Here is a 25737-nt window from a genome sequence, read left to right as displayed (position 1 = left end):
GAATAATTATTGTTCAATAATCTCTTTTCCTCTGTTGAAATAGCACGTGTGCAATAAATGGTGTGCTCTCTCGCTCATGGGTTTGCCCAAGAATTCTTCGTACAACGAGATGATGTACGGGTTCTGGTGCGACTTTCTGAAGCTTTTTTCCGAGTCTTCTGTGTAAAGAGCTTTGGAACGGGCCATGATACGGGCAGAATCCCCGTGATGGAACGGTTGACCGCCACCACCGATACATCCGCCGGGGCAAGCCATCACTTCGATCGCGTGGTACGGTGATTTACCTGCGCGCAGGTCATTCATCAATTTGCGTGCTGTGCCCAAGCTGTGAGCCACGGCGACTTTCAATTCGAATCCGTCCACATCGATGGTTGCTTCCTTCAAGTTCTCGATACCCCGCACGCCTTCGAAGTTCACGTTCTCCAACGTTTTACCCGTTTGGATTTCGTAAGCGGTACGCAGGGCGGCTTCCATCACGCCACCCGAGGCGCCGAAGATAACAGCGGCTCCCGTGGATTCACCTAACGGCGCGTCGAAGTCTTCGTCTTCCAGCTGCATGAAGTTGATGTTCGTTTCTTTGATTAAGGCTGCCAATTCGCGCGTGGAGATGGAGTAATTTACATCCGGGTCACCGTCTGTCTTGAACTCGTCACGCTCGCTCTCGAATTTCTTCGCGAGGCAAGGCATCACGGATACCACGATCAAGTTCTCGCGTTTGATACCCATTTTTTCAGCCCAGTAAGTTTTGGCTATCGCCCCGAACATTTGTTGCGGGGAACGTGCGCTTGACGGTCTGTCCAGCAAATCGGGGAATTGTTTCTCGAAGAAGTTCACCCAACCCGGGCAGCATGACGTGATTATCGGTAATTTCACTTCTTTGTCGCCATTCAGGAATGCGTTCAGACGTCCTAACAATTCGGTTCCTTCTTCCATGATGGTCAAGTCGGCAGCGAAGTCTGTGTCGAATACTTTGGCAAAACCCAGTTTGCGTAAAGCGGCAACCATTTTTCCGGTAACGGATGTTCCGGCTGCCAAACCGAACTCTTCACCCAAGGCGGCACGAACGGCGGGAGCCGTTTGCACGATTACGGTTTTTTCCGGGTTAGCCAGATCGTTGATCAGGCGATTGGTGTGTGACAATTCGGTCAAGGCACCTACCGGGCACACGGCAACGCACTGGCCGCAGAATGTACATTCCGAGTCTATCAACGCGTCATCGAACGCGGGCATTACCACGGAGGCGAACCCGCGGTTCACGGCGCCTAACGCACCGACTGTCTGCACGTCGTTGCACATCATTTCGCAACGGCGGCAGTAGATACATTTGGTCGCATCCCGGCGGATGGAGGGTGACAAATCCACTTTGAATTCTGATTTCTCGCCGGCGAACGGAATTTCACGGATACCTAATTTGATGGCCGTGTCCTGTAATTCGCAATTGCCTGATTTGGCGCAGACCAAACAGTCTGACGGGTGATCCGACAGCATCAGTTCGAGTACGGTTCTACGGGCGTTCAACACGCGCATGGTGTTGGTACGTACCACCATATTGTTCTCGCACCGGGTGGCGCAAGAGGGGGCAAGATTTTTTCTGCCTTCCACCTCGACCACGCAGATACGGCAAGATGCCGGGGCGTTCTTGATGCACAAATCTTTCAGGTTCATGTAGCAAAGGGTGGGGATGTCGATACCCAGTTCCCGGGCTGCCTCAAGAATCGTGGTTCCCTTGGGAACGCTGATTTCTCGGTTATCTATTTTTAGTGTTATATTATTTTCCATCTTTAAAATCTCCTTAGCTTAGCAGGTTGCCTAAGCAATTTTCAATTTTTAATTCTCAATTTTCAATTATCTCGTGCTAACTGCTTTGAACTTGCATTTCTCCATACAAGCACCACACTTGATACATTTTGCCGTGTTGATGAAATGCACTTCTTTCCGTTCTCCCACGATAGCGTCAACGGGACAATTGCGTGCACACAACCCGCAACCGATACACAGTTCCGGATCGATATGGTACATCAATAATGCCTTACATTGTCCTGCCGGGCATTTCTTGTCTTTGATGTGTGCCAGATATTCGTCGTAGAAATTATCAAGGGTAGACAGTACCGGGTTCGGGGATGTTTGTCCCAACCCGCAAAGGGCTGTATCCTTGATCACGCGGCTGAGGTTTTTCAGCGTGTCGATATCTTCCATCGTGCCTTTGCCTTGGGTTATTTTATCCAGTATCTCGTGAAGGCGTTTGTTTCCTACACGGCAGGGCGTACATTTTCCGCAGGATTCCTCTACCGTGAATTCAAGGTAAAATTTGGACACGGATACCATACAGTCGTCTTCGTCCATGACGATCATACCACCTGATCCCATCATGGAGCCGGAAGCCAGCAAGTTGTCGAAATCAATCGGCACGTCGAGGTGTTTCTCGGTCAAGCAACCGCCGGAAGGCCCCCCTGTTTGTACGGCTTTGAATTTCTTGCCGTTCTTGATACCGCCGCCGATCTCGTAGATCACTTCGCGTAAAGTGGTTCCCATGGGTACTTCGATAAGTCCCACGTTATTGATTTTTCCGGCGAGGGCGAATACTTTCGTACCCTTGGAACGCTCCGTTCCGATTTTGTTGAACCAGTTGGCTCCCTTCATGATGATAGCCGGGATGTTCGCCAAAGTCTCCACGTTGTTCACGTTGGTCGGGCGATTCAAATAACCGGATTCAGCCGGGAAGGGCGGTTTCATGGTCGGTTCCCCGCGGTGTCCTTCCATGGAGTGGATTAACGCGGTTTCCTCCCCGCACACGAATGCTCCCGCGCCGTAGCGTAATTCTATTTCGAAGGAGAAATCGGTACCGAAGATACTTTCTCCTAACAGCCCGTATTCTTTAGCTTGCTGGATAGCGATTTTCAAACGTTGGATAGCAAGCGGGTATTCGGCGCGGATGTATACCAAACCTTTGGTAGCCCCGATACTGTACCCGCAGATAGCCATTGCCTCGATAACGGAGTGGGGGTCACCTTCCATGATGGAACGGTCCATGAAAGCGCCCGGGTCACCTTCGTCGGCGTTACAAACCACGTATTTTTGGTCAGCCGGGTATTTGCTGGCAAATTCCCATTTCAATCCTGTCGGGAAACCGCCGCCGCCGCGACCGCGCAAGCCGGACAGTTTGATTTCTTGGATTACCTCTTCCGGTTTCAGTTCGGTGATACATTTCGCGAGGGCGGAGTACCCGTCACGCGCGATGTATTCCTCGATGTTTTCGGGATTGATGAATCCGCAGTTGCGTAAAGCAATCCGGAGTTGTTTTTTGTAGAATCCCATGTGCTTGGAGTCGCTCACGGCTTCTTTCTTTTCCGGGTCCTTGTATAATAATCTCTCTACTTTTCTTCCTTTGATCACGTGTTCGTTTACGATCTCCTCGGCGTCCTCCGGTTTCACTTGAACGTAGAAAGTGTTGTCCGGCATGATTTTCACGATCGGCCCTTTCTCGCAGAAACCGAAACAACCGGTAGCGATCACTTGAACTTCGTCGTCCAAGTTTTTCTCTCTTAAACTTTCTTCCAGCCGGGTAATGATCTGTTGGCTGGCAGATGCTCTACATCCTGTTCCACCACAAACGAGGACATGCATTTTATAACTCATAGATATTCGGGTTTTGATTAGTTGTTTTTATCTGTCTTTGATTGTATCAAAATTAACCGGAATGATGTCAGCCACCAACTCGTCATTCTTTAAATACTTTTGAATGATTTCTTCCGCTCTTTCCGTGGTGACGTGACCGAAAACGATCGGGTCTTTTCCCGGCTTGGTAATCTCAACTGTCGGTTCCGCGTAGCAGTATCCCATGCATCCCGTTTGGGTGACAACGGCAGTGATCCCGTTCTTCTCGAGGTTCTCGATGAAATAATTCATGGTTTCCTTACTACCCGCGGCGATACCGCAAGTTGCCATGGCTACTTTTATCTGAACCAAGTTCTCTACCTGTTCGCTCTTCTCGCGAAGGTCGATCTTCGTCTGCACGTTTTCCTTAATACGTTTGAGGTCTGCAAGTGATTTAATTTTTTCCATTATTAAATGATTAAGGTTATTTTGTCTTATGTTGTTTGTGTTATTTCTTTTATATTTTCCCGTATCATCTGGCGCAGAGCCATAACGATTTCAGGATCGTTAATGGGTACTCCTTCCATGATTTCTTTTACTTCTTCCGTGTCAAAAGTGTAATCTCCTTTCTCCGTGATGTGACGGTAGATAAATTCAATGTCGGGGTTTGCCGAGACAAGTATCACGATGGAACCTGCCACGTCGCCCATTGGCGGACGATCCCAGTGCGAGAGAGAGAAACTGGCTTCCAGTGTCGTGCCCACTCCTTCCTTTGATTCTATTTTCAGTGTCCCTCCCGTTGCTTCGGCATTTTGTTTCAACAAGGGTATGCCGAGTCCCACTTTGCGTACCGTTCTGCTCGTGAAAAAAGGGTCGGTTACTTTTGCCAGCGTGGTTTCGTCCATCCCGCGTCCGTTATCATGAATGGTGAATACAAGAGAATCCGTACTTGGTTTCTCTTGCAAGCTGATTTCGACACGAGAGGCATTGGCTCGTATTGAATTCTGGGCGATATCTAGGATATGGTCCGATAACGTTTGCATTCCACACCTGTTAATTTACACTTTTTTTCTTGAATAAGATTCGCACGCTCTTATAAATTTTTCTTTTTTTCTCTCGTTTAGTTTCAATCGCGAGAAAAATCGCTTCAAATATAATTAAATTATTAATAGAAACAAGCATTTTATCCTTAACTTGTAATAATATAGATTGCTTCTAATGAAGAATTTATTCCTTAATTGTTGTGCCCTGAATGTTTTTAGCTTTGCGTTGGAAAACAATGATATGAATGGCGGGGTATAATTATTCCGTCTGGTGTCGTTTAAGTGTTGCTCTCAGTAAATTGAAGTCCACGGGTTTCGTGATATAATCATTACATCCGGCTGATATGGCTTCTTGTTTGTCGGTTTCAAAAGCGAAAGCGCTAAGGGCAATGATCGGGATTCGGGTGTCGTATTCCCGGATTTTTCTGGTGGCGGTCAGTCCGTCCATTTCGGGCATTTTGATATCCATCAGAATAATATCCGGGCTTTCTGATTTGAATTTGTCAATGGCTTCCACGCCGTTATGTGCCCGGATGATAGAGTAGTCTTTTTTTAGCACCGTGAAGACCAAAAGGAAATTACTCTCGTTGTCCTCGGCAACGAGTATCGTTTTGCTTTTTGATGTTTCAACTCTATCGTTATTACTGTTCATTCGGTTTGTTTTGAACATTCAAAAAATGAACGTTTAATACGTCGTTTTTTATCCCCGAAGTCGAAGAGCGGGCTATATAGCTATGTATATTGATATTTAATTTCTTAAAATCAAACCTGCTTTCTTTACATATTGGATTTATTGCCTATATTTGTACTCTAATTAAACGTTCGTTTTTTGAGATGTTTTTTGAGGGGTTTAAGTTCATATTGAGAGGGTGTTACGCTTAAGCGGATTGTGAATATTGAATACAGTCTACAACGCAAGAAAAGCAACCTGTAACTTGCAGAAGGCAAATGCAACCTGTAACCTGCAACTCGCCGAAGGCGACTATAAAAAAGTTTGCGTACAATAAAGTTTTCCCCATGTATATCCTATTGATTCCCAGTGGTTACACTCCTTGTCATTCTATTGTTATCATATATTAATAGAATAATAGTATGATAATAATATAATAATCAATTAATTGCAATCTAAGATACCTTAGAATATCCCTAGGGATGCACGGGGAAAAGAACTCGGGAAAACCTGCACGTGTACTGTTTCTTCGGTAGCTTTGCTGCCGTGAACGAAGCACCGCGGTATCCGCGGACTTTATAAACCCTTTCCTTAGTCCTCGAACTCGATTTTTCCCGTGAGTGGAGAGAACAACGGTATTTTGGGTTTATCTTTCAGGAGGTCTTTCACGTCGTCCAAGGATAGATGGGGTATGGGTTCGGGACCTGCAACCCGTCCTACTCGTCCTTGCAGGCAGTATTGCTTGTAGGAATTGGGAAGTTTGTTCGTGAGGAAATCGTCCAGTGTTTTTTGATATTCGATACTGGATTGCAGGGAGCGTTTCTGTATTCTAAAGAGCATGTCGTGTGACACGAACGTGCGGAAAACCGTGAGAATTGAGTCAAAAATACCAAGAGCGATACCGTCTTTCAGGCAACAAGTGAAGCTATTGTCTTCTTTCTTTTTTTCAGATAAAGAAAAGGATATGTTATCTTTGATGAAATAATCAATGACATCCATACCGGGCGTGCATAGATTGTTGGGTATCAAATAACGGTTGCGGTAGCGGCTGAAAAAATGTCCGGTGAATCTGCTGAATGCCCAGTCTTCGGTATCCAGATCGTAAAAAGGAAAAATGACGCCGACTCCCCGGGATGTCACGTAAGGGGAGTAGTGGTATATTTCGGGGGCTTCCCGTGTCTTTTTGCTGTGACAAGTGATCGTGACGCGCCATTTGTTGCGTGTGGCGGGCGATACCCATTCATGCTGGAATGTCACGGGATATTTTTTAGCCAAAAGGAAATCCCGGCGGTGGAGTTGGTATATTTTTTCCTTGTAGTTTTCAAGGAGCGCAAGGTCCCGTCTGGTTTCCTTGATGATTTCTTCAGCGGTCATGGATTCTACGAACATAATCTCGGTATTTCAAAATTGTCTTTATTTAACCTATAAAGGTGAAGTAATTCTTCAAACTTTAATTATCTCCTCATTATTATTTTTCTTCACAATTAAAATCAAGCAGATTATCTGTATTGTATTTATCAAAATCGGATTGAAATAATCGGTCTTGAATGATACGGTATTTTTCAAACTCACTTTCTGCGTATAGTTTGGCTTGTTCTGCCGATATTTTTCCTGTATCAGTCAATATCGGGCGGTCATCACTATCCAAAAATTTATCTATTCTAGTAGACCAATCCTCCATAGTCATGGGAATATGCCGTTTTGCTCTATCTTCAGCCAAATCAAGGAAAGCGTTGACGATGCGTCCCATCGACTCTAATTCATCCGCTTTAAGGTAGTTCTTGGCAATAGCCACATCCGTTCTTACAATCTTACCGTCAGGCGCCTTTTCCCATGTGGTAAGTCCCATGTGCTCTTTTTCTGCATTGGCTCGCTCAACTATTAGTTCTGCAGCAGTATGTCCATGAATAGCGTAGTGCATCTTGTTCTGCACTTTTTTAAAGAACATTCGTGTTGTCGGTGCATCTCGGTTGTAATCAATGCTTGTAGCGTATATATCAGTCATTTTTTGATAGAAACGGCGTTCGCTTAATCGAATTTCCCTAATTTCGGCAAGCAAATGCTCGAAATAGTCCTCGTTGATGAATGTACCGTTCTCCATCCGCTTTTTGTCAATCACGTAGCCTCGAATGGCAAATTGACGAAGTACATATGTACACCACTGACGGAATTGAGTGGCTCGTACCGAGTTTGTGCGATAGCCGATTGATATTACTGCGTCCAAATTATAATACTTGGTAGCATAGTCTTTGCCATCTGTGGCAGTTCGTCGGAATTTCCGACAAACTGAGTCTTCTTGCAACTCTTGACTTTGAAAAATATTTTGCAGGTGCTCGGCTATTGTTGAACGACCTTTATCAAATAGGAGTGCTATAGCATCCTGCGTGAGCCAAAGAGTTTCATCTTGATATAATACTTCGATTCCTTCTTCCTTGCTTTCTAATTGAAAGATAAGAAATTCGGCAGTACTATTATGTATTTGGAGTTTTTTGCTCATATTTCTTGATTTGACGAGCGAAGATAGCGATAAATTCTTATTAGAGGAGCGTGTACACCTGTTTTTTACTTGATGTTGTATTTTAAATTCAGTATGGCATTCCGGATGGAATCGAATGATAGATCGGGTAGTGAAAGCGTGGTGGTTACTTTCCCGATGTCGTCCACGTAATGGGCGTCGGAAGAGCGAATAAACGGGTTGCCGGACAAATAGGCATTTTGCCGGATAAATTCTTCCGGTGTGACGCGAAAGCTAAGTTCCAGAGCCTCGTAGCGCAGGTCTTTGGGGACAAATCCCAGTTGCGAGAGGATGCTGAAATGCGATTTGTCGATGTGTGCCGGGATGAAGATGCCGTCCAAGGAGTGGACTACCCGTTCTATGGTGTTGAGGTCTACATCCAGCGCTGAAATCAGTAGACGTTCTTCCTCGTAGGTGATTTGTTCCTCGGCATCGACTACTACTTGATAGCCGAATTTGTCAGGATTGTTCTTTATGTCCGGCAGGTGATGATCCAGATAAGTTTGAAATTCCGCGAGTCTTTCCAGTGTCGGGAAGTAGGTGAGGGCGTGCACCTCTTCGATGGAGTTGATTTCCGTGCCGCAAAGCACCCGAAGCCCCTGTTTTTCTCCCAATTCTTGAATGAGCGGGGCTTGTCGGGTGGAGTTGTGGTCGGATATCCCGATGAGTGAAATGCCTTTCCTCAAAGCCATGCCGATGATATTCGCGGGGCTCATTTCCAGATCCCCGCAAGGTGAAAGTATGGTGTGAATATGCAAGTCGGCACGGATTTCCATGACGGGCGGTATTACGGGTGTAATAATTTATAAAGTTGTCCCGTGATCTCGAACGCCTGTAACGGGGTGGAGAGAATCGGGATGTTCTCGTTCTCGCTTTCGGCGAGGGTGTCCTCTTCGGGCACATGGCCTTTCACGAGAATGATCGCGGCAATCTCTTTCAACGAGGCGATAGCCATCACGTTCTTGTGTGTTTGGAGTGTGATCCATACGTCACCTTCTTGTGCGTGTCCCATGACGTCGCTTAGCAAGTCGGACGTGTAACCTCCTTTGATTTCTCTTTGCAATCCTTCTTTGCCCGAGCAAACGGTAAGATTTAAACGCGAGATAATGTCTTGTACTGTCATAATGCTATTGTTTGTTTGGGTTTATGTATGTTTCTTTTATTTTTCAAATCGTTTGATGCCCCACGTTTTCTCGGATAGTTCGAGAGATTCGTCGGGCGTCATGAGGTCTTCCGCGCAAAGTATCTTTTGCATGAAGACGCATTGGTTGAGTTTTGCCTTGCATTGCACGACATCGCGGGCAAGGGTTTGGCACGACGGGGCGCCGCAAGCACCGCAATCTATCTGGGGTAGGACTCCCATGATGCGATTGAGTTTTTGCATTTTTTCCATGGCAACGAGTATGTTTTCATCCAATTGCTCGATGGAACGCGGCGGGATTTCTCCGCTTAGTTGTCCCTCCTTGAAGAGGTATGACTCGTATTGTTGGATGTCGTCGGAAGTGGTGCGATTGACCTTTTCACTGGTTTCCATGCGCTTGCGCAGACGCTCGATGGTCAGGAAGCGATTGTTGACCGCCAGAGCACCTCCCGCGCAGGAGTGGTCGCACGCCCTCAATTCCAGAAAGTCGATATCGGTCAATTCGTCGTTTTCTAGTTTCTCGAGGATGTCTATCACGTTGTGAATCTCGTCGATAGCGAGGCAGCGTCCTTCAAACTTGGATGCTTCCCCTTCGGTTAATGCCCACGCGATGGACTCCGGGGACAAGTAAGTTTGTTCCGAAACGGGATTGACGGGTTGGTCCCGGTGTTGCGTGAGTCCCATTTGTATTTTGTTGTATATGAAATCGAGATTGATAACCCCGTCGATATTTGATTCGTCATCCCCCACGGGACTTTTCACGGCGGCAATTTTTGCCGCGCAGGGGGTCACGTAAAAGATACCCACGTCTTCGGGTGAAATACCTTGGTCGATGTATTTTTTCCGTACAAAAATGGCTCCCAGATCCATGGCTTGTTTGAGCGGGATGATATGGTCTATCAGCGAGGGGAAACGTACTTGTATTAATCGCACGACCGCGGGGCAGAATGCCGAGATGAACGGTCTGTCGTGCGAGTTTTTCTGCATGTAGTTGCGCATCGCTTTTGTTAGGATTCCCGACGCTTGAGCCACTTCAATGACTTGCGTGAATCCCATCGAGTGGAGTTCCGCGAAGATTTGTTGCTCGGTGATCTCTTCGGAGAATTGCCCGAAAAGCACGGTGGGCAGGAGAATAATCCTGTGTTTGAAGTTGAATATTTGGTTGAAATCGTCTTGCTCCACGTATATCGCGTGTCTGGGGCAGGACTTGAGGCACATGCCGCAGTCAACACAGGCGTTTTTGTTTATCGTGGCCAAACCGTCTTGAATGCGTATCGCTTGGGTCGGGCATAGACTCATGCAATGCGTGCATCCGATACAGGCGGTCGGGGCTACTTTCAAGGCGTGGTAAAACGGTTCCATCTATTAATTTTAGATTTAATGATTTTAGATTTAAGATTTCTCTTCTCCCCACCTGCCAACGCTTCATTCTACATTCTTAATTTCTATTACCGTCTTCGGCAAGATTCACCAGCTCCTCCTCTGTTTATAGAGGAGGTGTCAGCGAAACTGACGGAGGAGTTTTTTCATTTTCAATTTTCAATTTTTCATTTTCAATTGAAATACGTTGTCATGGTCACTTTCGTTCCCTCGTTTACTTTTGATTCTATGCTTAACCGGTCGCAATTCTTTTGTATGTTCGGGAGTCCCATCCCCGCGCCGAAGCCCATTTCCCGGACTTCCGGGGAAGCCGTGGAATAACCTTCCTGCATGGCTAATTCGATGTCCGGTATGCCGGGTCCCCGGTCGTTGATAACGACGGTGATCACGGTTGGGGCGATGGTTACCTGCATCGTGCCCTCGTAAGCGTGGGCGACGACGTTCACTTCAGCCTCGTAGAGTGCCACAACGATACGTTTTAGTACCGATGGATTGACATTCAGTTGTTTGAGTATTTTTTTTACTTCGCTGGAAGCAGATCCGGCTCGGGAAAAGTTTCCTCCTTCGATGTTGTAGCTAAATTCCATGTTTGTTGTTTTAATAAATGGGTTCCAGCCCGGCCTTGTACAATTCGCCGCATACCTTGAACATGCTTTGTTTGCATTGTAATATGGCAATGTTACATTCTTTTGCCAAGTCTATCATGTCGGGGGAGGCTTGTTTTCCCCGAACGAACAGAACAAAGCAGATATCTGACATTTCCGCCGTCCGGATGACTTGCAGGTTGGCAAGTCCCGTGATAAGCAGCATTTCGCTGGTATCCAAACGAAGTACGTCGCTCATCAGGTCGGCAGCGAAGGCGTGGCGGATAACCTTGTCGAGATGACCGTTTTCGTGGATTATCCGGGCGTTAAGTAATACGGCAACTTCTTTTAGAGTCATAATTGTGTTTTTTGGTTGCTCCTAAGTTAGATAAAGTAATCCGGATTTTCAACAAGATTGCCTGAATTAGATTTTAAATTTTGAATTTTAGATTTTAGATAGAGGGATTACAAGGGTTTTCCGAAGGCGGAGGGTAACTAAATTCTTTCCGAAGACGGTGGGGATTCTACCTTGAGTCAATACTTTATTTAGGGGAAGGCTGGCATATCGGGTGTGCGGCGGTGTTTTAGTGCCCGCCCGTGGGGTGGTTTGGTGTGATTGTGTCTAAATGTTAAACGTGTTTATTTCTTACTAAAACGTGGGCTATAAGTGGGCTAAGTGTGGGCAATGAGTGGGCGATGCCGCCTACAAGCCGCCCAATACCCGCCCAAAATCCTTGTTACGGGATAGTAGGGCAGGGGAAAAGCGTTTTGACATGTCTACTCTCGGTCGGGGGGCGTGTCGTTTAGATAGTGAAGCTCACGGAGAATATCATGTCCGCGAACATGGACTGTTTTTTAGTTTCGTATCCTAAACGGAACCCCAGATTCATGGGGAACGGGAGGCGGAAGAAATGAGTATCGACCGTTGCCTCTATACCGTAGGAGTAGAATGTCTTTTTGTAATATTGGTTTTTCTCGTGCCCGACATCAAAAAACGCGGCTGCCGTGATTCGTTTCATGTACAGGATGGGACCCACGTGGGCGTCCGGGTAGCAAATCGGCATCCTGTACGTGGTGTGCAGGGTGGAGAGGTCATACCCGTACAGGGAGATCCCGCGGGGCGACTGGATTTGATTGCTGTAATAACTCCGGTCTTTCAGGGATTTGTCCTGATGTCCCAAATAGAGGGAAAAAGAATGGTGGGGAGCGAAGCCGGGGAAATAGAAACGCCCCTCTACCCATGTCGAATTGCCGTAATCCAGATTCTCGAAAGGAGTATGCTGGTACCCGAAGGTTAAACGTTGTCCCCAGCGAGGGTTGATGTCCCGTTCGCTCATGCGGGTTTGGTTGCTTAGGATAAGCCCGTAGCGCATGATTTGAAGCGTGATATTGTCCGGCTTCCCGGTGACACTGACGTAGGGGGGGGTATTGGGAACAGTTTGCCAATGGCGGTTTGATAATAAATAGGTGTTCTTGTGTTTGTAGTCGTGAATAGTTTGTAATTCGTATCTCACGTAAGGTATAATGTTACGGTAGTAGTTTTTTCTGGATAAATTGAATGGGAATTGTAGGGTAGCGGTTCCCTTGGTGTATCGTGATTTGTAAACTATGCGTATCGTGTCTTGTTGTAGTTCTTCCCTTCGTGGTGTATAGTTTACGAGTGTTTTGTAAACATCGTCGTTGCGTCCGCTTTTGAATTCCAAGTCCAGTATTGGCCAGAATCCTTTGTAAGATGCTTTCACTTGCCAATTACCGTGTTTGTATCCCTTGCCCCGCACGTATCCGGCAGTGAGGAATAGCGTGCTGAGTTTGTTCTGTGAGCTGGCGGCAATACCGAAATCAACATCCGTGTCGTCTACATCCGGAAATATGGGACCCCAGCTATGGAAGTTGAACAAGTGGAGGGTTTTGTTGTATTTCCGACTGACATAGGTGGAGTCGGTATTTAACGCGAATTGCCAGTCCTCCTGTTGTGTCACGGTGTTCGCGATAGGGAATTTTTCTTTTTCTATCGGGTTGTTCTCGAGTCGGTTGACGGCTATTTTCGCCGGTTTGTAACCGTCCGCTGTGTAGAACGAGAAATAAAGAGAGTCTTTGCCGGGGGACAGTTGGGGATAGCGCAATCCGAATTTGGCGTTCAAGGCGTTGTGACCGAAATCGTTCGGGTGATCTTGACAGTAGAACGAGTTGTTCGTGTCGAAGGCTCCCCGGTAGATGATCCGGTTGCCCGCGGCGACGGGGTTGTCAATCTCGTAGGGTGTGTTTGCCGTCAATGGTGTGCGTTTCCCGGTACGTATATTCACGGATTCGATGTGTTTGCCGCGCGTGTCGACAACGATGGTGATGATATTGCCTTGACCGTCGTGGGAGGGATGCACGAATAATTCCGTGCCGTTTCCTTTCAAGCGGAAAAGTTCTTTTTCCAAGCGGGCATCCATGATCACGAGAGAGGCTTGATTTTCTTTATCGACCTCGACGAATCCCCAGTTGTCGTCCACGGTAAACGGGGCGTAACGGTTCTGGCGAGCCGGATGGCGGCGGTATTTGTCGCGTAGCAGGTCATACGTGGCGAGTACCATTTTTCCGCCTTGTTGCCAGCGGGGGTGCGCCTTGTATTCAGACCACACGAGTGTGTGATTGTTGTACGCGAATTTGTAATCGTATAAAGTACCCGTGCGGGTAATTATCTCGTCGCCCGCGGGTTTAAGAAACACGAGGGCGCCTTCCTGTGCTAGCCCTTCTTTATAGGCAATGACTTCGCCCGTGGGGGTTGGCACGGGGTAGTGGTAGTTCGCGTATAGTTCATCGCGGGTGGGAATGGTGTCGAACAAGTGGTTCACTTGATCGGCTTCCCGTTTCCAGATTTGTTGCAGTTCGCTGAAGTTGTCCCGGTATAGGGTACGTTTGGCATCGCAATAGGTGTTTGCCTTTTTCACGCTGTCCGGGTGGATGAAAAGGGACTGGAAGTGTCGGGTGTTCCACAAGGAATCCCGCTTTTCGTTTAGCGTGAGTTTCAGGCTACGGGCAAAAGGCGTGATGCCGTACGGGCGTTTGCCGACACGTGTCAACGCGTCTTGCCAGATGCCGGGACCGTAGTGGATGCGGCTGTTGCCGACCATGTAGTAGCCGAGCATGTAGCGGTTCGGGACGAAATCCTTGTACGAGCCCAGCACGGCTTTGTAATAGGTGTAGATGCCTTTTTCCGTGATTTGGGCTTTCATTTCGTTCAGAAATTCGGGGGAGCGTCCTCGTCCGCTATGACCGACGGAGGTCTCGAAGACCGTGGCATCCCCTTCCAGAAACCACATGGGTACGTATACCCCGATGACGGCCATGGTGATTTGTTCCCCGAAAATGTAATATAATGCTTTCGTGAATCCTTGATTCACCTTGTCGTATTGCATGATGTGGCGAAATTCGTGTATGCATAAGTGTTCCAGCCAATCGTCGCTGACGTCTTGCGGGGGAGCCGTGTAGAGTTCACTTTTTTTAGGAGCCCAACCGGCGTTTCCGTTGGATATGCCTCCGTTTGCCCGGACGATCATGGACATTTTTTTTGCTTTGATGCCTAGCGTGTTGGCATGGGCGTAGAGTTTCGCATAAATGTTGGCGAGGTATTGGGCGTTCTGCTCGAAGAAGTCGGGGTAGATAATTTGGAAATTGTCTGTCTTGATTTGTCGCCAGCGGGTGCTGCAAGGGTCTTGCCCGAGGTCTACAAATTGGGCTTTTGCCGGAATAATAAACAGACACGTGAATAGTATGCTGGTGAAGAGGATTCTGGCATTTTTCAGTGTATAGTAATATTTCATAAGTGTATGCTTGTAGTTTGTTTACTTGTAAATAGTCGGCTAAAATATATTTTTTTTTGATATGATACTCCACGAAGAACGATTATCTTTGCGAAACGGCTGTTCGATTTTAGATTTATGATTTTAGATTTACGATTGATGGCTGGGATTTATCCGGATACGATATGATAACTTGCAACTTGTAACTTGCCGCAGGCAAAAACTGGAAAATGATGGAAAAAGAGAGAATGCTGGAATTGAGAAAGGAATTGGAGCGTTACAATTATTTGTATTACATGAAGAATGCTCCGGTAATATCGGATTTTGAGTTTGACAAGTTGATGCGCGAGTTGGAGGATTTGGAGGCGAAGCATCCCGAGATGTACGATCCCAATTCGCCTACCCAGCGAGTGGGGAACGATACGAATAACGAGTTCGTGCAAGTGGCGCACAAGTATGGTATGATGTCATTGTCAAATACGTACAGCGAACAGGAAATACGGGATTTTGACGAGCGCGTGCGTAAAGGTATCGGCGGGGATGAGGTGGAATACGTTTGTGAATTAAAATATGACGGGACGTCAATCAGTTTGCGTTACGAGGAAGGGCATTTGCAGGTCGCCTCTACCCGGGGGGATGGGGTGAAAGGGGATGACGTGACAGCAAACGTGCGGACAATCCGGACAGTGCCTTTGAAAATGCAGGGAGAGGGGTATCCCGCGGAGTTCGAGATAAGGGGTGAGATACTGATGCCCTTTGCCGTGTTCAACCGTCTGAACGAGGAACGTTTGGAGGCGGGAGAGACTTTGTTCGCCAATCCCCGGAATGCTGCCGCCGGGACATTGAAGTTGCAGAATTCGTCTGTCGTGGCGAAAAGACAACTCGATTGTTACTTGTATTATGTTCCGGGAGAGATCACGCTGACAGCCACGCATTACGGGAATCTGATGAAAGCGCGGGAGTGGGGGTTCAATGTACCGCCTTACATGGAGGTGTGTCATACTCTGGACGAAGTGTTGGATTTTATACATAAATGGGATGTCGACCGGAAGAATCTGCCGGTGCCGATAGACGGTATCGTGATTAAGGTAAACAGTATCAAGCAACAGATGCAATTGGGCTACACGGCGAAGTCGCCCCGTTGGGCAGTGGCGTACAAGTTTAAGGCTGAACGGGTGGAAACCCGCTTGTTGAGCGTGGATTACCAAGTAGGACGTACCGGATCAATCACCCCGGTGGCTAATCTGGAACCCGTGCATATCGCGGGTACCACGGTGAAGCGTGCTTCATTGCACAACGAGGATATTATCCGGGAATTGGATTTGCATTTGCACGATATGGTGTACGTGGAGAAGGGCGGGGAGATTATTCCCAAGATTGTCGGGGTTGACGTGGAGAAAAGATTGCCGGATGCACCCGCGATTGAATTTATTACCCGTTGTCCGGAATGTGGCACGGAATTGATTCGGAACGAGGGGGAGGCGAATCATTATTGCCCGAACGAGGATCATTGCCCGCCGCAGATAGCCGGGAAACTGGAGCATTTCGTGAGCCGGAAAGCGATGGATATAGAGGGAATGGGAAGCGAAACGATTGATTTGCTGCTCACGAAAGGGTTTATTAGGGATATCGCGGATATTTATACGCTACCTGCCAAACGGGCAGAATTGATCGGGTTGGAAAAGATTCTGTACCCGGAGAGTTACGTGATGACGAGTATACCGCTGTCAAGGGTGATATACGCTTTCGAGATCGGGGTGAAGAATATTTCGGCAAAGAACGCGGAGGTGTTGGCGGGACGTTTCGGGGGGCTTCCGGGATTGGCTTCCGCCACGAAAGAGGAGTTGCTGGCGTTGACGGACTTGCAGTTCCCCGGGGACAGGGAAAAGAATATCAACAAGATACTGGAATATTTCCGGATGCCTTTTAACGAGCCGCTGGAGCGGTTGAAGCAAGCGGGAGAGGTCGATATGATACCGTTGGATACGGTGATCTACGCGCTGGATATACCGGGAATAGATTTCCACAAGTCTGAATTGCTGTCTGTTAAGTTTGATTATATCTACCGGCTTTACACGGCAACCGCGGACGAAATAGCGGAAACTGACGAATTGTCACGTGAGGATGCCGAGCGTGTTTATCGTTTTTTACAGGGGAAAGATAAGTTTATTCGGAAGATAAACACGTTAAGCGTGTATCGTTTGCAGGAAAAATCGGTGGATAATTTGATTGCCGGGATCGAGAAATCGAAGCAACGGAATTTGCCGGAATTTATTAATTCTCTTGGAATTAGGTATATCGGGGAAACGGCTTCCCGTAATCTGGCACGGCATTTTAAAGACCTGCGGGTGCTGATGGATGCCACGTTTGAACAGTTGACGGAAGTGGAAGATATCGGCGATCAGATGGCGGGAAGTGTGGTTCGCTATTTCGAGAAAAACGAGAACCGTGAGATGATGGAACGCTTTTTGCAATATGGTATTAGCGGAATGATACAGGAAGAAGAGGGAGAGTCCGATCAATTGGCGGGCATGACGTTCGTGATCACGGGAACTCTTTCTTTGCCGCGGGAACATTACAAGGCTGTTATTCTGAAAGCGGGCGGGAAAGTCAGTGATTCTGTTTCAAGTAAGACCACGTACCTGCTCGCCGGGGAAAATGCCGGGAGCAAAATGCAAAAAGCACAGAAGTTAAATGTAACTATTTTGAACGAAAAAGAGTTTAACACATTAATGAGTTCATAAGGTTCATAAAGTTTATAAGGTTCATAAGGTTTGAAGGGGACACGAGGGGAGGAGTTACTTTACAAACTTTATAAACTCTAGTTTGGAGATTGAATGATAAATAGTACCTTTACGAGATTAAAATTGTAATAAGTGAGGACCGTGAAAGGCGGTATAAGAATATGGGAAAAGAAGATACAAGACGACTAAAACAGATCATGACTTCGGCAGGTGAAGAAGCGAAGCGGCTGGGTAATTCGAAGATTTACCCGGAGCATTTGTTTCTGGGCTTATTGAAGTTGAGAAGTGGAAGGGCGGTTGATATATTGATGTCTTTAGGGTTGGATTTTTACGAGGTGAAAGATAAGATAGAGCAACGTCTGGATGGTAAACGCTATAAGTCGGACAAGGTGGAGGAATTGGATTTCACGTTGGCGGCGAATAGCGTGCTGAAGCGTGTTTCAGAGGAAGCATGGGATTTGGGAGATGATGAATTGGATTCGGAACACGTGATGCTGGCTATTTTGAAGAATCAAGCCGGGTTCGTGACGAAGCTGTTTAAATCAATGGATATAGACTATGACACTTTCAAGGAGGCGGTCTTGAAGGAAAAGATGCGGATGCAGTCCGAGTTTAACGACGAGGGGGATGACCCGGAAGACGGGGATGATGATGCATCCATGTATAACCCATATCGCCAAGGTGGTCCGGTATCGTCGAAATCCGATACTCCGGTATTGGATAATTTCGGTATAGACATCACGAAGGCGGCAGAAGAGGGGACGCTTGATCCTATCGTGGGGCGTGACCGGGAGATCGAACGGCTGGCCCAGATATTGAGCCGCCGGAAGAAGAACAATCCGGTATTGATCGGTGACCCGGGTGTCGGCAAATCGGCTATCGCCGAAGGACTGGCTTTGCGTATCATCCAAAAGAAAGTGTCCCGCGTGCTGTTTGACAAGCGGGTGATCTCGTTGGATATCGCTTCTATCGTGGCGGGTACCAAGTACCGCGGACAGTTCGAGGAGAGAATGAAGGCGATACTGGCGGAGTTGGCGAAGAACCGGAATATTATCCTGTTTATTGACGAGATTCACACGATCGTGGGTGCCGGGGGCTCCGGCGGTAGTCTGGATGCAGCCAATATGCTGAAACCCGCGTTGGCTCGCGGGGAGATACAATGTATCGGTGCGACGACTTTGGACGAGTACCGTCAGAATATTGAGAAGGACGGGGCTTTGGAACGTCGTTTCCAGAAAGTACTGGTAGAGCCGACCTCTGTCGAGGAAACCGTGGAGATTTTGAATAATATCAAGTCCCGTTACGAGGATCATCATAACGTGCGCTACACGGACGATGCCATCAAGGCTTGCGTGAAGTTGACCATGAGATATATTTCCGATCGGGCTTTGCCTGACAAGGCGATTGACGCTTTGGACGAGGCGGGTTCGAGAGTACATATTTCCAATATCAATGTCCCCCCGATTATCGAGCGGTTGGAGAAGGATGTGGAAGAGGTGAAGGAGAAGAAGAAGGACGCCGTGAAACAACAGAATTTCGAGGTGGCTGCCGCTTTCCGGGATAAGGAGCGTCAGTTGTTGAAGCAATTGGAGGACGAGAAAGTGAATTGGGAACGTGATCTGGAAGAAAACCGGGTAACCGTGACCGAGGAGCATATTGCCGAAGTGGTTGCCATGATGACGGGAGTTCCGGTACAGCGTATTGCCAAGACGGAGGGGATGAAGTTGTTGCAGATGCACGACGAGTTGGAGGATAGTGTTGTCGGGCAGAAAGAGGCTATCGAGAAGATCGTGAAAGCTATTCACCGGAATCGTGCGGGGTTGAAAGACCCGAATCGTCCGATAGGTTCCTTTATATTCTTGGGACCGACCGGTGTCGGTAAAACCCAGTTGGCGAAGGTGCTGGCCCGTTACTTGTTTGATTCGGAGGATGCGTTGATTCGTATTGACATGAGCGAGTACATGGAGAAGTTTGCCGTGTCCCGATTGGTCGGGGCGCCTCCGGGATACGTGGGATACGAGGAAGGAGGTCAGTTGACTGAAAAAGTACGCCGGAAACCGTATTCAGTGGTATTGCTGGACGAGATCGAGAAGGCTCACCCGGACGTGTACAATATCTTGTTGCAGATGTTGGATGACGGACAGTTGACGGACAGTTTGGGACGAAAGATTGATTTCAAGAACACGATCGTTATCATGACGTCCAATATCGGGAGCCGTCAGTTGAAAGATTTTGGCCGCGGAATAGGTTTCGGTTCTCAAGATATGACCGAGAATAGCGATTACGCTAAAGGTATCGTGCAGAAGGCCTTGAAGAACGCATTCTCCCCGGAGTTCTTGAATCGTATTGACGATATTATCATGTTCAACTCTTTGACGAAAGAGGATATTTACAAGATTATCGATATCGAGTTGAAAGGCTTGTTCAAACGGGTAAACGATTTAGGATTGGTGATCACGATCTCGAAAGAGGCGAAAGATTTTATTATCGAGAAAGGTTACGATCCGCAATACGGTGCCCGCCCGTTGAAACGTGCTATCCAGAAATACCTTGAAGATGAACTGGCAGAGGTTATCATCAAAGGCGTGGCAGAAGGTACGGAGCTTGACGTGGAATACGACAAGGCGGAAGATAAGATTGTAATTAAGGAAAAGAAATAGGTTTGCAGAAAGATAAATTAGATGAAGAGGGGGTGTCAAAACACCTCCTCTTTTTTCGTGTATGATTCTGGGTGGTAGGTGATAGTGATACATGAATATTGTTTAAGATAGGTGGTTAAATCTAAAAAAAGTGTGTGAAATGAGTAAATAAATAAGGAGTTTTGTTATTTTAGCCCCGAAAATAAGTTTGGTCATAAAAATGGGAAACAACGAGGAGATATTATTGTTATTTAGAAAGAATGAGCAGCAAGGATTTCGTTTGTTGTATGCTTCATTTTATGATCCGTTAATTTTGTTCGCAACTCAATTGTTGGGGGATGCAGAGGAGGCTGCGGATGTTGTTCAAGAGTGTTTTGTTGATTTCTGGGCTAACAGGCGTTTTAATAGTTTGCGCGGTAGCTTGGAGCACTATCTTTATTCTGCTGTGAAGCACGGTTGTTTGAATTATTTGCGGAACACGAGGCGACGGGAGGATAAACATGATGTGATTCGGGAGGAGTTGTATGATGAAGAGGAAGGGGTGGATCCGGAATTGGTGGAGAAGTTGTATCGTTCGATGGAATCCTTGCCGGAAGAGCGTAGACGCATATTGCATATGGTGTGTATGGAAGGTATGAAATATCAAGAAGTGGCAGCTCAATTAGGTGTTAGCATTAACACGGTGAAAACTCAGATGGGGAGGTCTTTGCAATTCTTGCGTAAAGCGTTGAAAACGGATGATTATTTGACGTTGTTATTTTTTTTAGGAAAAAAATAATATCTGCTGTCACCCGAAATCAATAGTTAGGTTCCTTTAGTGAAAAGGAATTAATATGGATGATAGAATCAGTGAAATAATAGCAGCTTATTTGTCCGGTGAAGTCTTGTCGGAAAGTGAGCGGCAAGAGGTGGAGGCTTGGTTGCGAGATCATGATGGGGAGAAGGAGGTGGAAGTGCTGCGGGGGATGTTTCGAAGTGCTCGGTTGGTAAAAGAGGCTCCGGGGACGAGGGGAGCGTCCGTTATGAAAAAGATAGAGGCGAAGGTGGTATCCAGACGTGCTGGCAGGAAGTTGAAAATTCGATGGAGTTATTCTGTGGCGGCTGCAATAGCTGTTTTGTTGTGTAGTGTGTTGTTGTACAGGTGGCTGGGGACGAATCAGGAAAATCAAGTTGTTCCGCGAGATTTGCGACAGAACGTGAACACGAGTATAGCTCATTTGAAGTTGAACACGGGGGAGGTAGTGGAGCTTGAGAAGTATGATGGAAAGTTTATTCGTGAGGATAGCGTGCAAATCGCGAATGAGAATGCGACTTTGAGGTATACGTCAACGGATTCTGTGGCTCCCGAAAAGGTGGAGTTCAATACATTGGTTATTCCCCGGGGATCGGAGTATAATGTCGTTTTGGCGGATGGGACGAAAGTGTTTTTGAATGCGGGGTCGGAAATTAGTTATCCGGTTGTTTTTGTGGGAGATAAGCGGGAGGTTAAGTTGAAAGGAGAGGCTTATTTTGAAGTTCGGAAAGATGAACGACGTCCTTTTTTCGTGCAGGCAGGTGATGTGCAGATTCAGGTCTTGGGAACTTCTTTTAACGTGACGGCTTATCCGGGACGCGGGAGAATAGAAACGACACTGGAAGAGGGGAAAATTCAGTTGACGGATGGAAGGGAGTCTGTGGAGGTGAGTCCGGGGAAACAGGCAATTTATGATATCGAGGATGGTAGGTTCGAGGTTAAACAGGTGGATACAAAATTGTACACGGCGTGGAAAGATGGATATTACAAGTTTGACCAGATGATGCTGGAGGATATTATGGAGACGTTAGCGTTGTGGTATGATTTGAATGTTTTTTATCAGAACCCGGGTGTTAAATCATTGGAATTTACGGGACGTTTGAGACGGTATGATGAGGTGGTGAGTTTGTTTGAAAAGCTCGAACAGACCGGGTTGGTGGTGTTTGAAGTAAATGGAAAGAATGTAATTATTAAAGAAAAATGAAAGTTGGGGATTCCCCAATCCCCAACTTTAGATAAAGTACAACAAATGCGTGTTAGGTAGTTGTTGTACATGGTATAATCTTAAAAAACAAAAGTATGCAAAAAAGTCGAATTCGAATAAGGGCTTTGTGCAAGATTCCTGTTCGGAAAATGTTAATCTTTATGAAATTGTTTTGTCTTTTTCAGTTTGTTTTTTTCATCTCGGTGCAAGCGAATGTTTATTCACAGCAAACCGTGATTAATCTGGAGATGGAGAATGTTTCGTTGAAGACTATTTTTACGGAACTCGGTCAACAGTCCGGTTGTGATTTTCTGTATAATAATCAGATGATACAACAAAAAGGGAAGGTGAGTTTGAAGGTGGAAAACAAGTCTTTGGATGAGGTGTTGAAGGAATGGTTGCCTTCGTTAGGTTTGACTTTCTCTTATGATGATAACGTGGTAATTATTCGTGCGGCTGCGGATGATAATAAGAAAAAGACGTATATCATCAAGGGGCAGGTGGTTGACGAGAAGAATGTGCCTATGCCCGGGGTTACCGTGATGCTGGATAGTACTCAAGTGGGAACGGCAACGGATACGGCAGGACGTTTTGTATTGCCGTTACCCAAAGAAAAAGGGTATCTCGTGTTTTCTTTTATCGGGTTTAAGACCCAGAAAGTGGCTTACACTGCAGATAAGTTGTTGGTTGTGAAGATGCAGGAGGATATATCCGGGCTGGATGAGGTGCAGGTGGTTGCTTACGGTTCCCAGAAGAAACGTACGGTGGTTAGTGCCATATCTTCCGTGAAGGGGGATGATTTGAAGGAATTGCCGACGCATAGTCTGGAGAATTTGCTGCAGGGACACATGGCGGGTGTCGAGGTAAATAATATTTCCGGTTCTCCCGGTGGTGGTGCGATTGTGGCGATTAGAGGTTACAATTCGTTGTTTGTGGATGGAGAAGGAGCAGATAGGGGTTACGGTACTCCTTTGTACGTGATTGACGGAATCCCGATGCAATCCTTTACTTCGGCTGTTACCGGGGCAAATACACTGTCTGATTTGGATCCTTCGATGATTGAGTCTATTGAGGTGTTGAAGGATGCGGCTTCTGCGGCAATTTACGGTTCTCGTGCCGGTAACGGGGTAATTTTGATTACCACGAAGAAGGGGCGTGCTGGTAGAGCCCAGTTTAACGTGAATGTATCGTATTCCGCATCTTGGTTGCCTAAAGCACCCGTGCAGTACGGGGGAAGTTACGAGAGAATGTACCATTTGAATGCTTTGCGCAATACGGTATTGCCTTATAAGACTGCCGATGGAAAGTGGAAGATGCCGACTTCTTATGAAGAGGTATTGAGTATTCGAAAACCGAATGGTCCGATGTACGATTGGTTCTGGGGTAACGCATCCACTCGTCAGGATGCAATCGTTTTGCAGGATAGTTTGAATGCTTTTTATAATAATTCAACTCATTGGTATCGGTTGAATTATCAAACCGCTAACGTGGTTAATGCCAATATACAGGCCTCCGGTGGTAACGATAATGTACGTTATATTGTGGGTGCCGGTTATTATGATGAGGAGGGGATTGTTATTAATACCGGATTTACGCGTTTTAATGTGATTTCCAATTTAACGGCGTATCCGACTAAACGTCTGCGTATGGATACGCAGTTGGGACTTACGTATAGTGACCGTAGTCGAGGCTCTAATGCCGGACATGGTGCTCAAAAAATAGAAAGCGTTAGTTCTGACCCGAAAAAGACATCGACTTTGTTGCCGGGAGGAGGTGAATTCGGGATGAGTATGGCCAAGAAGTTGAATGAGGTTTCGGAGAAAAATCAGAGTTATTCTTTGCGTTATAATATGGTTTTTGATTACGAATTGATTCGTAATTTGCATTTGAAGGTTTCAGCGGGAGTTGATTATAACCAGCAGAATCAGAATACTTTTAAACCAGCCAGTTTAGATGCTTATACTCATTTTTCGGAATCAAAAGGGACAATCTCGAGAGATTTGTCGATATTGAACGAGAATTTATTGACTTATTCCTTTAGTTATTTGAATAAGCATAATTTTAATGTTATGTTAGGGTTGTCGTTCCAAAAAGCTCAGTCTTTTAATAATAAGGGAACCGGGAAAAACGGTCCCAATGATAAAATACATTACGTGGGAACCGGATGGGGTGGTAATTACGGGTTGAATAACACGAATGTGTCAGGAGAGGGAGAGCCTTTTTACGAGTCTGCGTTTGAGTATGAATCTTCTTTTTCGGAGGAGCGTATGAATAGTTATTTCGGGCGTTTGACATATAATTTCAAAGAGAAGTATATGTTTGAGGCGACTATTCGTCGGGATGGTTCTTCTGTCTTCGGGGAGAATGTGCGTTGGGCTACCTTTCCCGCTTTTGCTATCGGTTGGACATTTTCGGATGAGGCATTCATGCAATCGTGTTATTGGTTGAGTTTCGGTAAAATTCGAGCTAGCTGGGGTACTTCCGGGCAAAAGTTCGGGCAACGTTACTTGTCGCAAGGATTATTAATGGCAAGTGGAACGTTCCATGGTTCAGCCGGTATTGTTCCCGATATTAATGGAGGGGTTATCAATAAGAAATTAAGTTGGGAAGAGACGGATCAATATGATTTAGGGTTGGATTTGAGTTTCTTCGATTACCGTTTGCGTTTGGTTTTGGATTATTATTATCGCTATACGACAGGTCAATTAAATCGGATAGAGTTGCCGGGAAATATTTATTTTCATGGTTTTCAGTGGCAAAATGGGATGGCGATTTCGAATCAAGGTATAGAATTGGAATTGGAAGCCGATATTTTGAGAAATACGGCGGTGAAATGGAGAATGAAGTATAATCTTTCACGGAACTGGAATCGTTTTGAGAAGAGTGCGGACGGTTTTGATTTCGAAAATCAAGTGATAGGTAAACCCTTGAATCAGCTGAAAGTGTATAAAACGGATGGTTTTTACAGTTCGTTTGATGAAGTGCCTGTTTATTATAATGCACAAAGAGAGCCTCAACCGTTATATGGGAATGCTATGTATGCTGTGTTTACACCGGGTAGCCGACAGATTCTCGATTTGAATGGAGATGGAAGAATCGGACAGGATGTAGATATGTATTATGCAGCTAGTCCGCTACCTATAGCTCATGGCGGTTGGATAAACGAGTTGCGTTGGAAAAACTTTGATTTGAATATATTCTTTAATTACTCTTTGGGGCGTCACGTGTTGAAACTTTATGATGACGTGGCGTTAGAGCCTTCCAAAGCGGGAAGACCGTTGTTTGTTGATATGAATGACGTGAATATTTGGAACGGGGCAGATTCTAAAAAAGCGGATTATCCTAAAGCACAGTATTATTACGAACCGAATCAATATAGTGGTTTGTATGATTGTGATATAGAGAATGTAAGTTTTATACGCTTGAAACAATTAACATTAGGTTATAATTTGCACCAGAATATCGCAAAGAAAATCGGTATATCCGGGGTGCGTGTTTTTATCACGGGAGAGAATTTGTTCACGTTGACTAACTATTCGGGGTTGGATCCGGAATTGATAGATCTTAAGACTGGAAAAGATAATTTGAATTCTTACCCGTTACCTCGGAAATTTACTATTGGATTAACGGTTAATTTTTAAA

The 25737-nt window shown here is 46.2% G+C and carries 18 protein-coding genes; 5 read left to right on the top strand and 13 right to left on the bottom strand.

All coding sequences use genetic code 11. The features are described from left to right. Positions 1–6: 6 nt before the first annotated feature. The 13 genes from CS948_RS18495 to CS948_RS18435 form a co-directional block, all read right to left on the bottom strand. Complete coding sequence (locus tag CS948_RS18495) at positions 7–1779, bottom strand: NADH-dependent [FeFe] hydrogenase, group A6 (RefSeq protein WP_099293534.1); 1773 nt, start codon at positions 1777–1779, stop codon at positions 7–9. A gap of 66 nt (positions 1780–1845) precedes the next feature. Next, a complete protein-coding gene (locus CS948_RS18490; RefSeq protein WP_099293532.1) occupies positions 1846–3636 on the bottom strand; it encodes an NADH-quinone oxidoreductase subunit NuoF in 1791 nt (596 codons plus the stop codon). Positions 3637–3663: 27 nt separating this feature from the next. Beyond that, complete coding sequence (locus CS948_RS18485) at positions 3664–4062, bottom strand: ferredoxin (protein ID WP_099293530.1); 399 nt, start codon at positions 4060–4062, stop codon at positions 3664–3666. 26 nt (positions 4063–4088) lie between these two features. Beyond that, complete coding sequence (locus CS948_RS18480; protein WP_099293528.1) at positions 4089–4637, bottom strand: ATP-binding protein; 549 nt, start codon at positions 4635–4637, stop codon at positions 4089–4091. Between the two features lie 259 nt (positions 4638–4896). Beyond that, the gene (locus CS948_RS18475) at positions 4897–5289 is read right to left on the bottom strand and encodes a response regulator (protein WP_227215845.1); all 393 of its coding nucleotides are present in this window, start codon (positions 5287–5289) and stop codon (positions 4897–4899) included. A 609-nt stretch (positions 5290–5898) separates the two neighbouring features. Beyond that, a complete protein-coding gene (locus CS948_RS18470; protein ID WP_099293524.1) occupies positions 5899–6696 on the bottom strand; it encodes a hypothetical protein in 798 nt (265 codons plus the stop codon). A gap of 79 nt (positions 6697–6775) precedes the next feature. Next, positions 6776–7804 (bottom strand): virulence RhuM family protein, encoded by a 1029-nt coding sequence (locus CS948_RS18465; protein ID WP_099293522.1) that lies wholly within the window; start codon positions 7802–7804, stop codon positions 6776–6778. A gap of 65 nt (positions 7805–7869) precedes the next feature. Beyond that, on the bottom strand, positions 7870–8598 hold the full coding sequence (locus tag CS948_RS18460; protein ID WP_099293520.1) for a PHP domain-containing protein: 729 nt from the start codon (positions 8596–8598) through the stop codon (positions 7870–7872). An 11-nt stretch (positions 8599–8609) separates the two neighbouring features. Further along, positions 8610–8945 (bottom strand): DRTGG domain-containing protein, encoded by a 336-nt coding sequence (locus CS948_RS18455; RefSeq protein ID WP_099293518.1) that lies wholly within the window; start codon positions 8943–8945, stop codon positions 8610–8612. 36 nt (positions 8946–8981) lie between these two features. After that, positions 8982–10325 carry a [Fe-Fe] hydrogenase large subunit C-terminal domain-containing protein gene (locus CS948_RS18450; protein WP_099293516.1) on the bottom strand — a complete coding sequence of 448 codons (1344 nt, stop codon included), beginning with the start codon at positions 10323–10325 and terminating at the stop codon, positions 8982–8984. A 191-nt stretch (positions 10326–10516) separates the two neighbouring features. Continuing rightward, the gene (locus tag CS948_RS18445; RefSeq protein WP_099293514.1) at positions 10517–10930 is read right to left on the bottom strand and encodes an ATP-binding protein; all 414 of its coding nucleotides are present in this window, start codon (positions 10928–10930) and stop codon (positions 10517–10519) included. Positions 10931–10940: 10 nt separating this feature from the next. Next, on the bottom strand, positions 10941–11285 hold the full coding sequence (locus tag CS948_RS18440) for a DRTGG domain-containing protein (protein ID WP_099293512.1): 345 nt from the start codon (positions 11283–11285) through the stop codon (positions 10941–10943). 445 nt (positions 11286–11730) lie between these two features. Then, a complete protein-coding gene (locus CS948_RS18435) occupies positions 11731–14736 on the bottom strand; it encodes a hypothetical protein (protein WP_099293510.1) in 3006 nt (1001 codons plus the stop codon). A 209-nt stretch (positions 14737–14945) separates the two neighbouring features. Between CS948_RS18435 and ligA the strand changes: the two genes are divergently transcribed. The 5 genes from ligA (at position 14946) to CS948_RS18410 (ending at position 25736) form a co-directional block, all read left to right on the top strand. Further along, complete coding sequence (gene ligA / locus CS948_RS18430) at positions 14946–17459, top strand: NAD-dependent DNA ligase LigA (protein ID WP_099293508.1); 2514 nt, start codon at positions 14946–14948, stop codon at positions 17457–17459. A 161-nt stretch (positions 17460–17620) separates the two neighbouring features. After that, positions 17621–20119 carry an ATP-dependent Clp protease ATP-binding subunit gene (locus CS948_RS18425; RefSeq protein ID WP_099293507.1) on the top strand — a complete coding sequence of 833 codons (2499 nt, stop codon included), beginning with the start codon at positions 17621–17623 and terminating at the stop codon, positions 20117–20119. A gap of 199 nt (positions 20120–20318) precedes the next feature. Then, positions 20319–20876 carry an RNA polymerase sigma-70 factor gene (locus CS948_RS18420; protein ID WP_099293505.1) on the top strand — a complete coding sequence of 186 codons (558 nt, stop codon included), beginning with the start codon at positions 20319–20321 and terminating at the stop codon, positions 20874–20876. 55 nt (positions 20877–20931) lie between these two features. Further along, positions 20932–22095, top strand: a complete 1164-nt coding sequence (locus CS948_RS18415; RefSeq protein ID WP_099293503.1) for a FecR domain-containing protein — start codon at positions 20932–20934, stop codon at positions 22093–22095. 161 nt (positions 22096–22256) lie between these two features. Further along, the gene (locus CS948_RS18410; protein WP_255302073.1) at positions 22257–25736 is read left to right on the top strand and encodes a SusC/RagA family TonB-linked outer membrane protein; all 3480 of its coding nucleotides are present in this window, start codon (positions 22257–22259) and stop codon (positions 25734–25736) included. The last annotated feature ends 1 nt before the right edge of the window (position 25737 follow it).

The sequence above is a fragment of the Butyricimonas sp. Marseille-P3923 genome, from assembly GCF_900184685.1.
Lineage (GTDB): Bacteria > Bacteroidota > Bacteroidia > Bacteroidales > Marinifilaceae > Butyricimonas > Butyricimonas muris.
Note: the sequence above shows the minus strand (reverse complement) of the source record. Positions and strands in the feature narration are given on the sequence as shown.

Excerpts from the sequence above, each read along its gene's own strand:
- CS948_RS18495 (WP_099293534.1), bottom strand. The coding sequence starts at position 1,779 with ATGGAAAATAATATAACACTAAAAATAGATAACCGAGAAATCAGCGTT.
- CS948_RS18490 (WP_099293532.1), bottom strand. The coding sequence starts at position 3,636 with ATGAGTTATAAAATGCATGTCCTCGTTTGTGGTGGAACAGGATGTAGA.
- CS948_RS18485 (WP_099293530.1), bottom strand. The coding sequence starts at position 4,062 with ATGGAAAAAATTAAATCACTTGCAGACCTCAAACGTATTAAGGAAAAC.
- CS948_RS18480 (WP_099293528.1), bottom strand. The coding sequence starts at position 4,637 with ATGCAAACGTTATCGGACCATATCCTAGATATCGCCCAGAATTCAATA.
- CS948_RS18475 (WP_227215845.1), bottom strand. The coding sequence starts at position 5,289 with ATGAACAGTAATAACGATAGAGTTGAAACATCAAAAAGCAAAACGATA.
- CS948_RS18470 (WP_099293524.1), bottom strand. The coding sequence starts at position 6,696 with ATGTTCGTAGAATCCATGACCGCTGAAGAAATCATCAAGGAAACCAGA.
- CS948_RS18465 (WP_099293522.1), bottom strand. The coding sequence starts at position 7,804 with ATGAGCAAAAAACTCCAAATACATAATAGTACTGCCGAATTTCTTATC.
- CS948_RS18460 (WP_099293520.1), bottom strand. The coding sequence starts at position 8,598 with ATGGAAATCCGTGCCGACTTGCATATTCACACCATACTTTCACCTTGC.
- CS948_RS18455 (WP_099293518.1), bottom strand. The coding sequence starts at position 8,945 with ATGACAGTACAAGACATTATCTCGCGTTTAAATCTTACCGTTTGCTCG.
- CS948_RS18450 (WP_099293516.1), bottom strand. The coding sequence starts at position 10,325 with ATGGAACCGTTTTACCACGCCTTGAAAGTAGCCCCGACCGCCTGTATC.
- CS948_RS18445 (WP_099293514.1), bottom strand. The coding sequence starts at position 10,930 with ATGGAATTTAGCTACAACATCGAAGGAGGAAACTTTTCCCGAGCCGGA.
- CS948_RS18440 (WP_099293512.1), bottom strand. The coding sequence starts at position 11,285 with ATGACTCTAAAAGAAGTTGCCGTATTACTTAACGCCCGGATAATCCAC.
- CS948_RS18435 (WP_099293510.1), bottom strand. The coding sequence starts at position 14,736 with ATGAAATATTACTATACACTGAAAAATGCCAGAATCCTCTTCACCAGC.
- ligA (WP_099293508.1), top strand. The coding sequence starts at position 14,946 with ATGATGGAAAAAGAGAGAATGCTGGAATTGAGAAAGGAATTGGAGCGT.
- CS948_RS18425 (WP_099293507.1), top strand. The coding sequence starts at position 17,621 with ATGGGAAAAGAAGATACAAGACGACTAAAACAGATCATGACTTCGGCA.
- CS948_RS18420 (WP_099293505.1), top strand. The coding sequence starts at position 20,319 with ATGGGAAACAACGAGGAGATATTATTGTTATTTAGAAAGAATGAGCAG.
- CS948_RS18415 (WP_099293503.1), top strand. The coding sequence starts at position 20,932 with ATGGATGATAGAATCAGTGAAATAATAGCAGCTTATTTGTCCGGTGAA.
- CS948_RS18410 (WP_255302073.1), top strand. The coding sequence starts at position 22,257 with ATGAAATTGTTTTGTCTTTTTCAGTTTGTTTTTTTCATCTCGGTGCAA.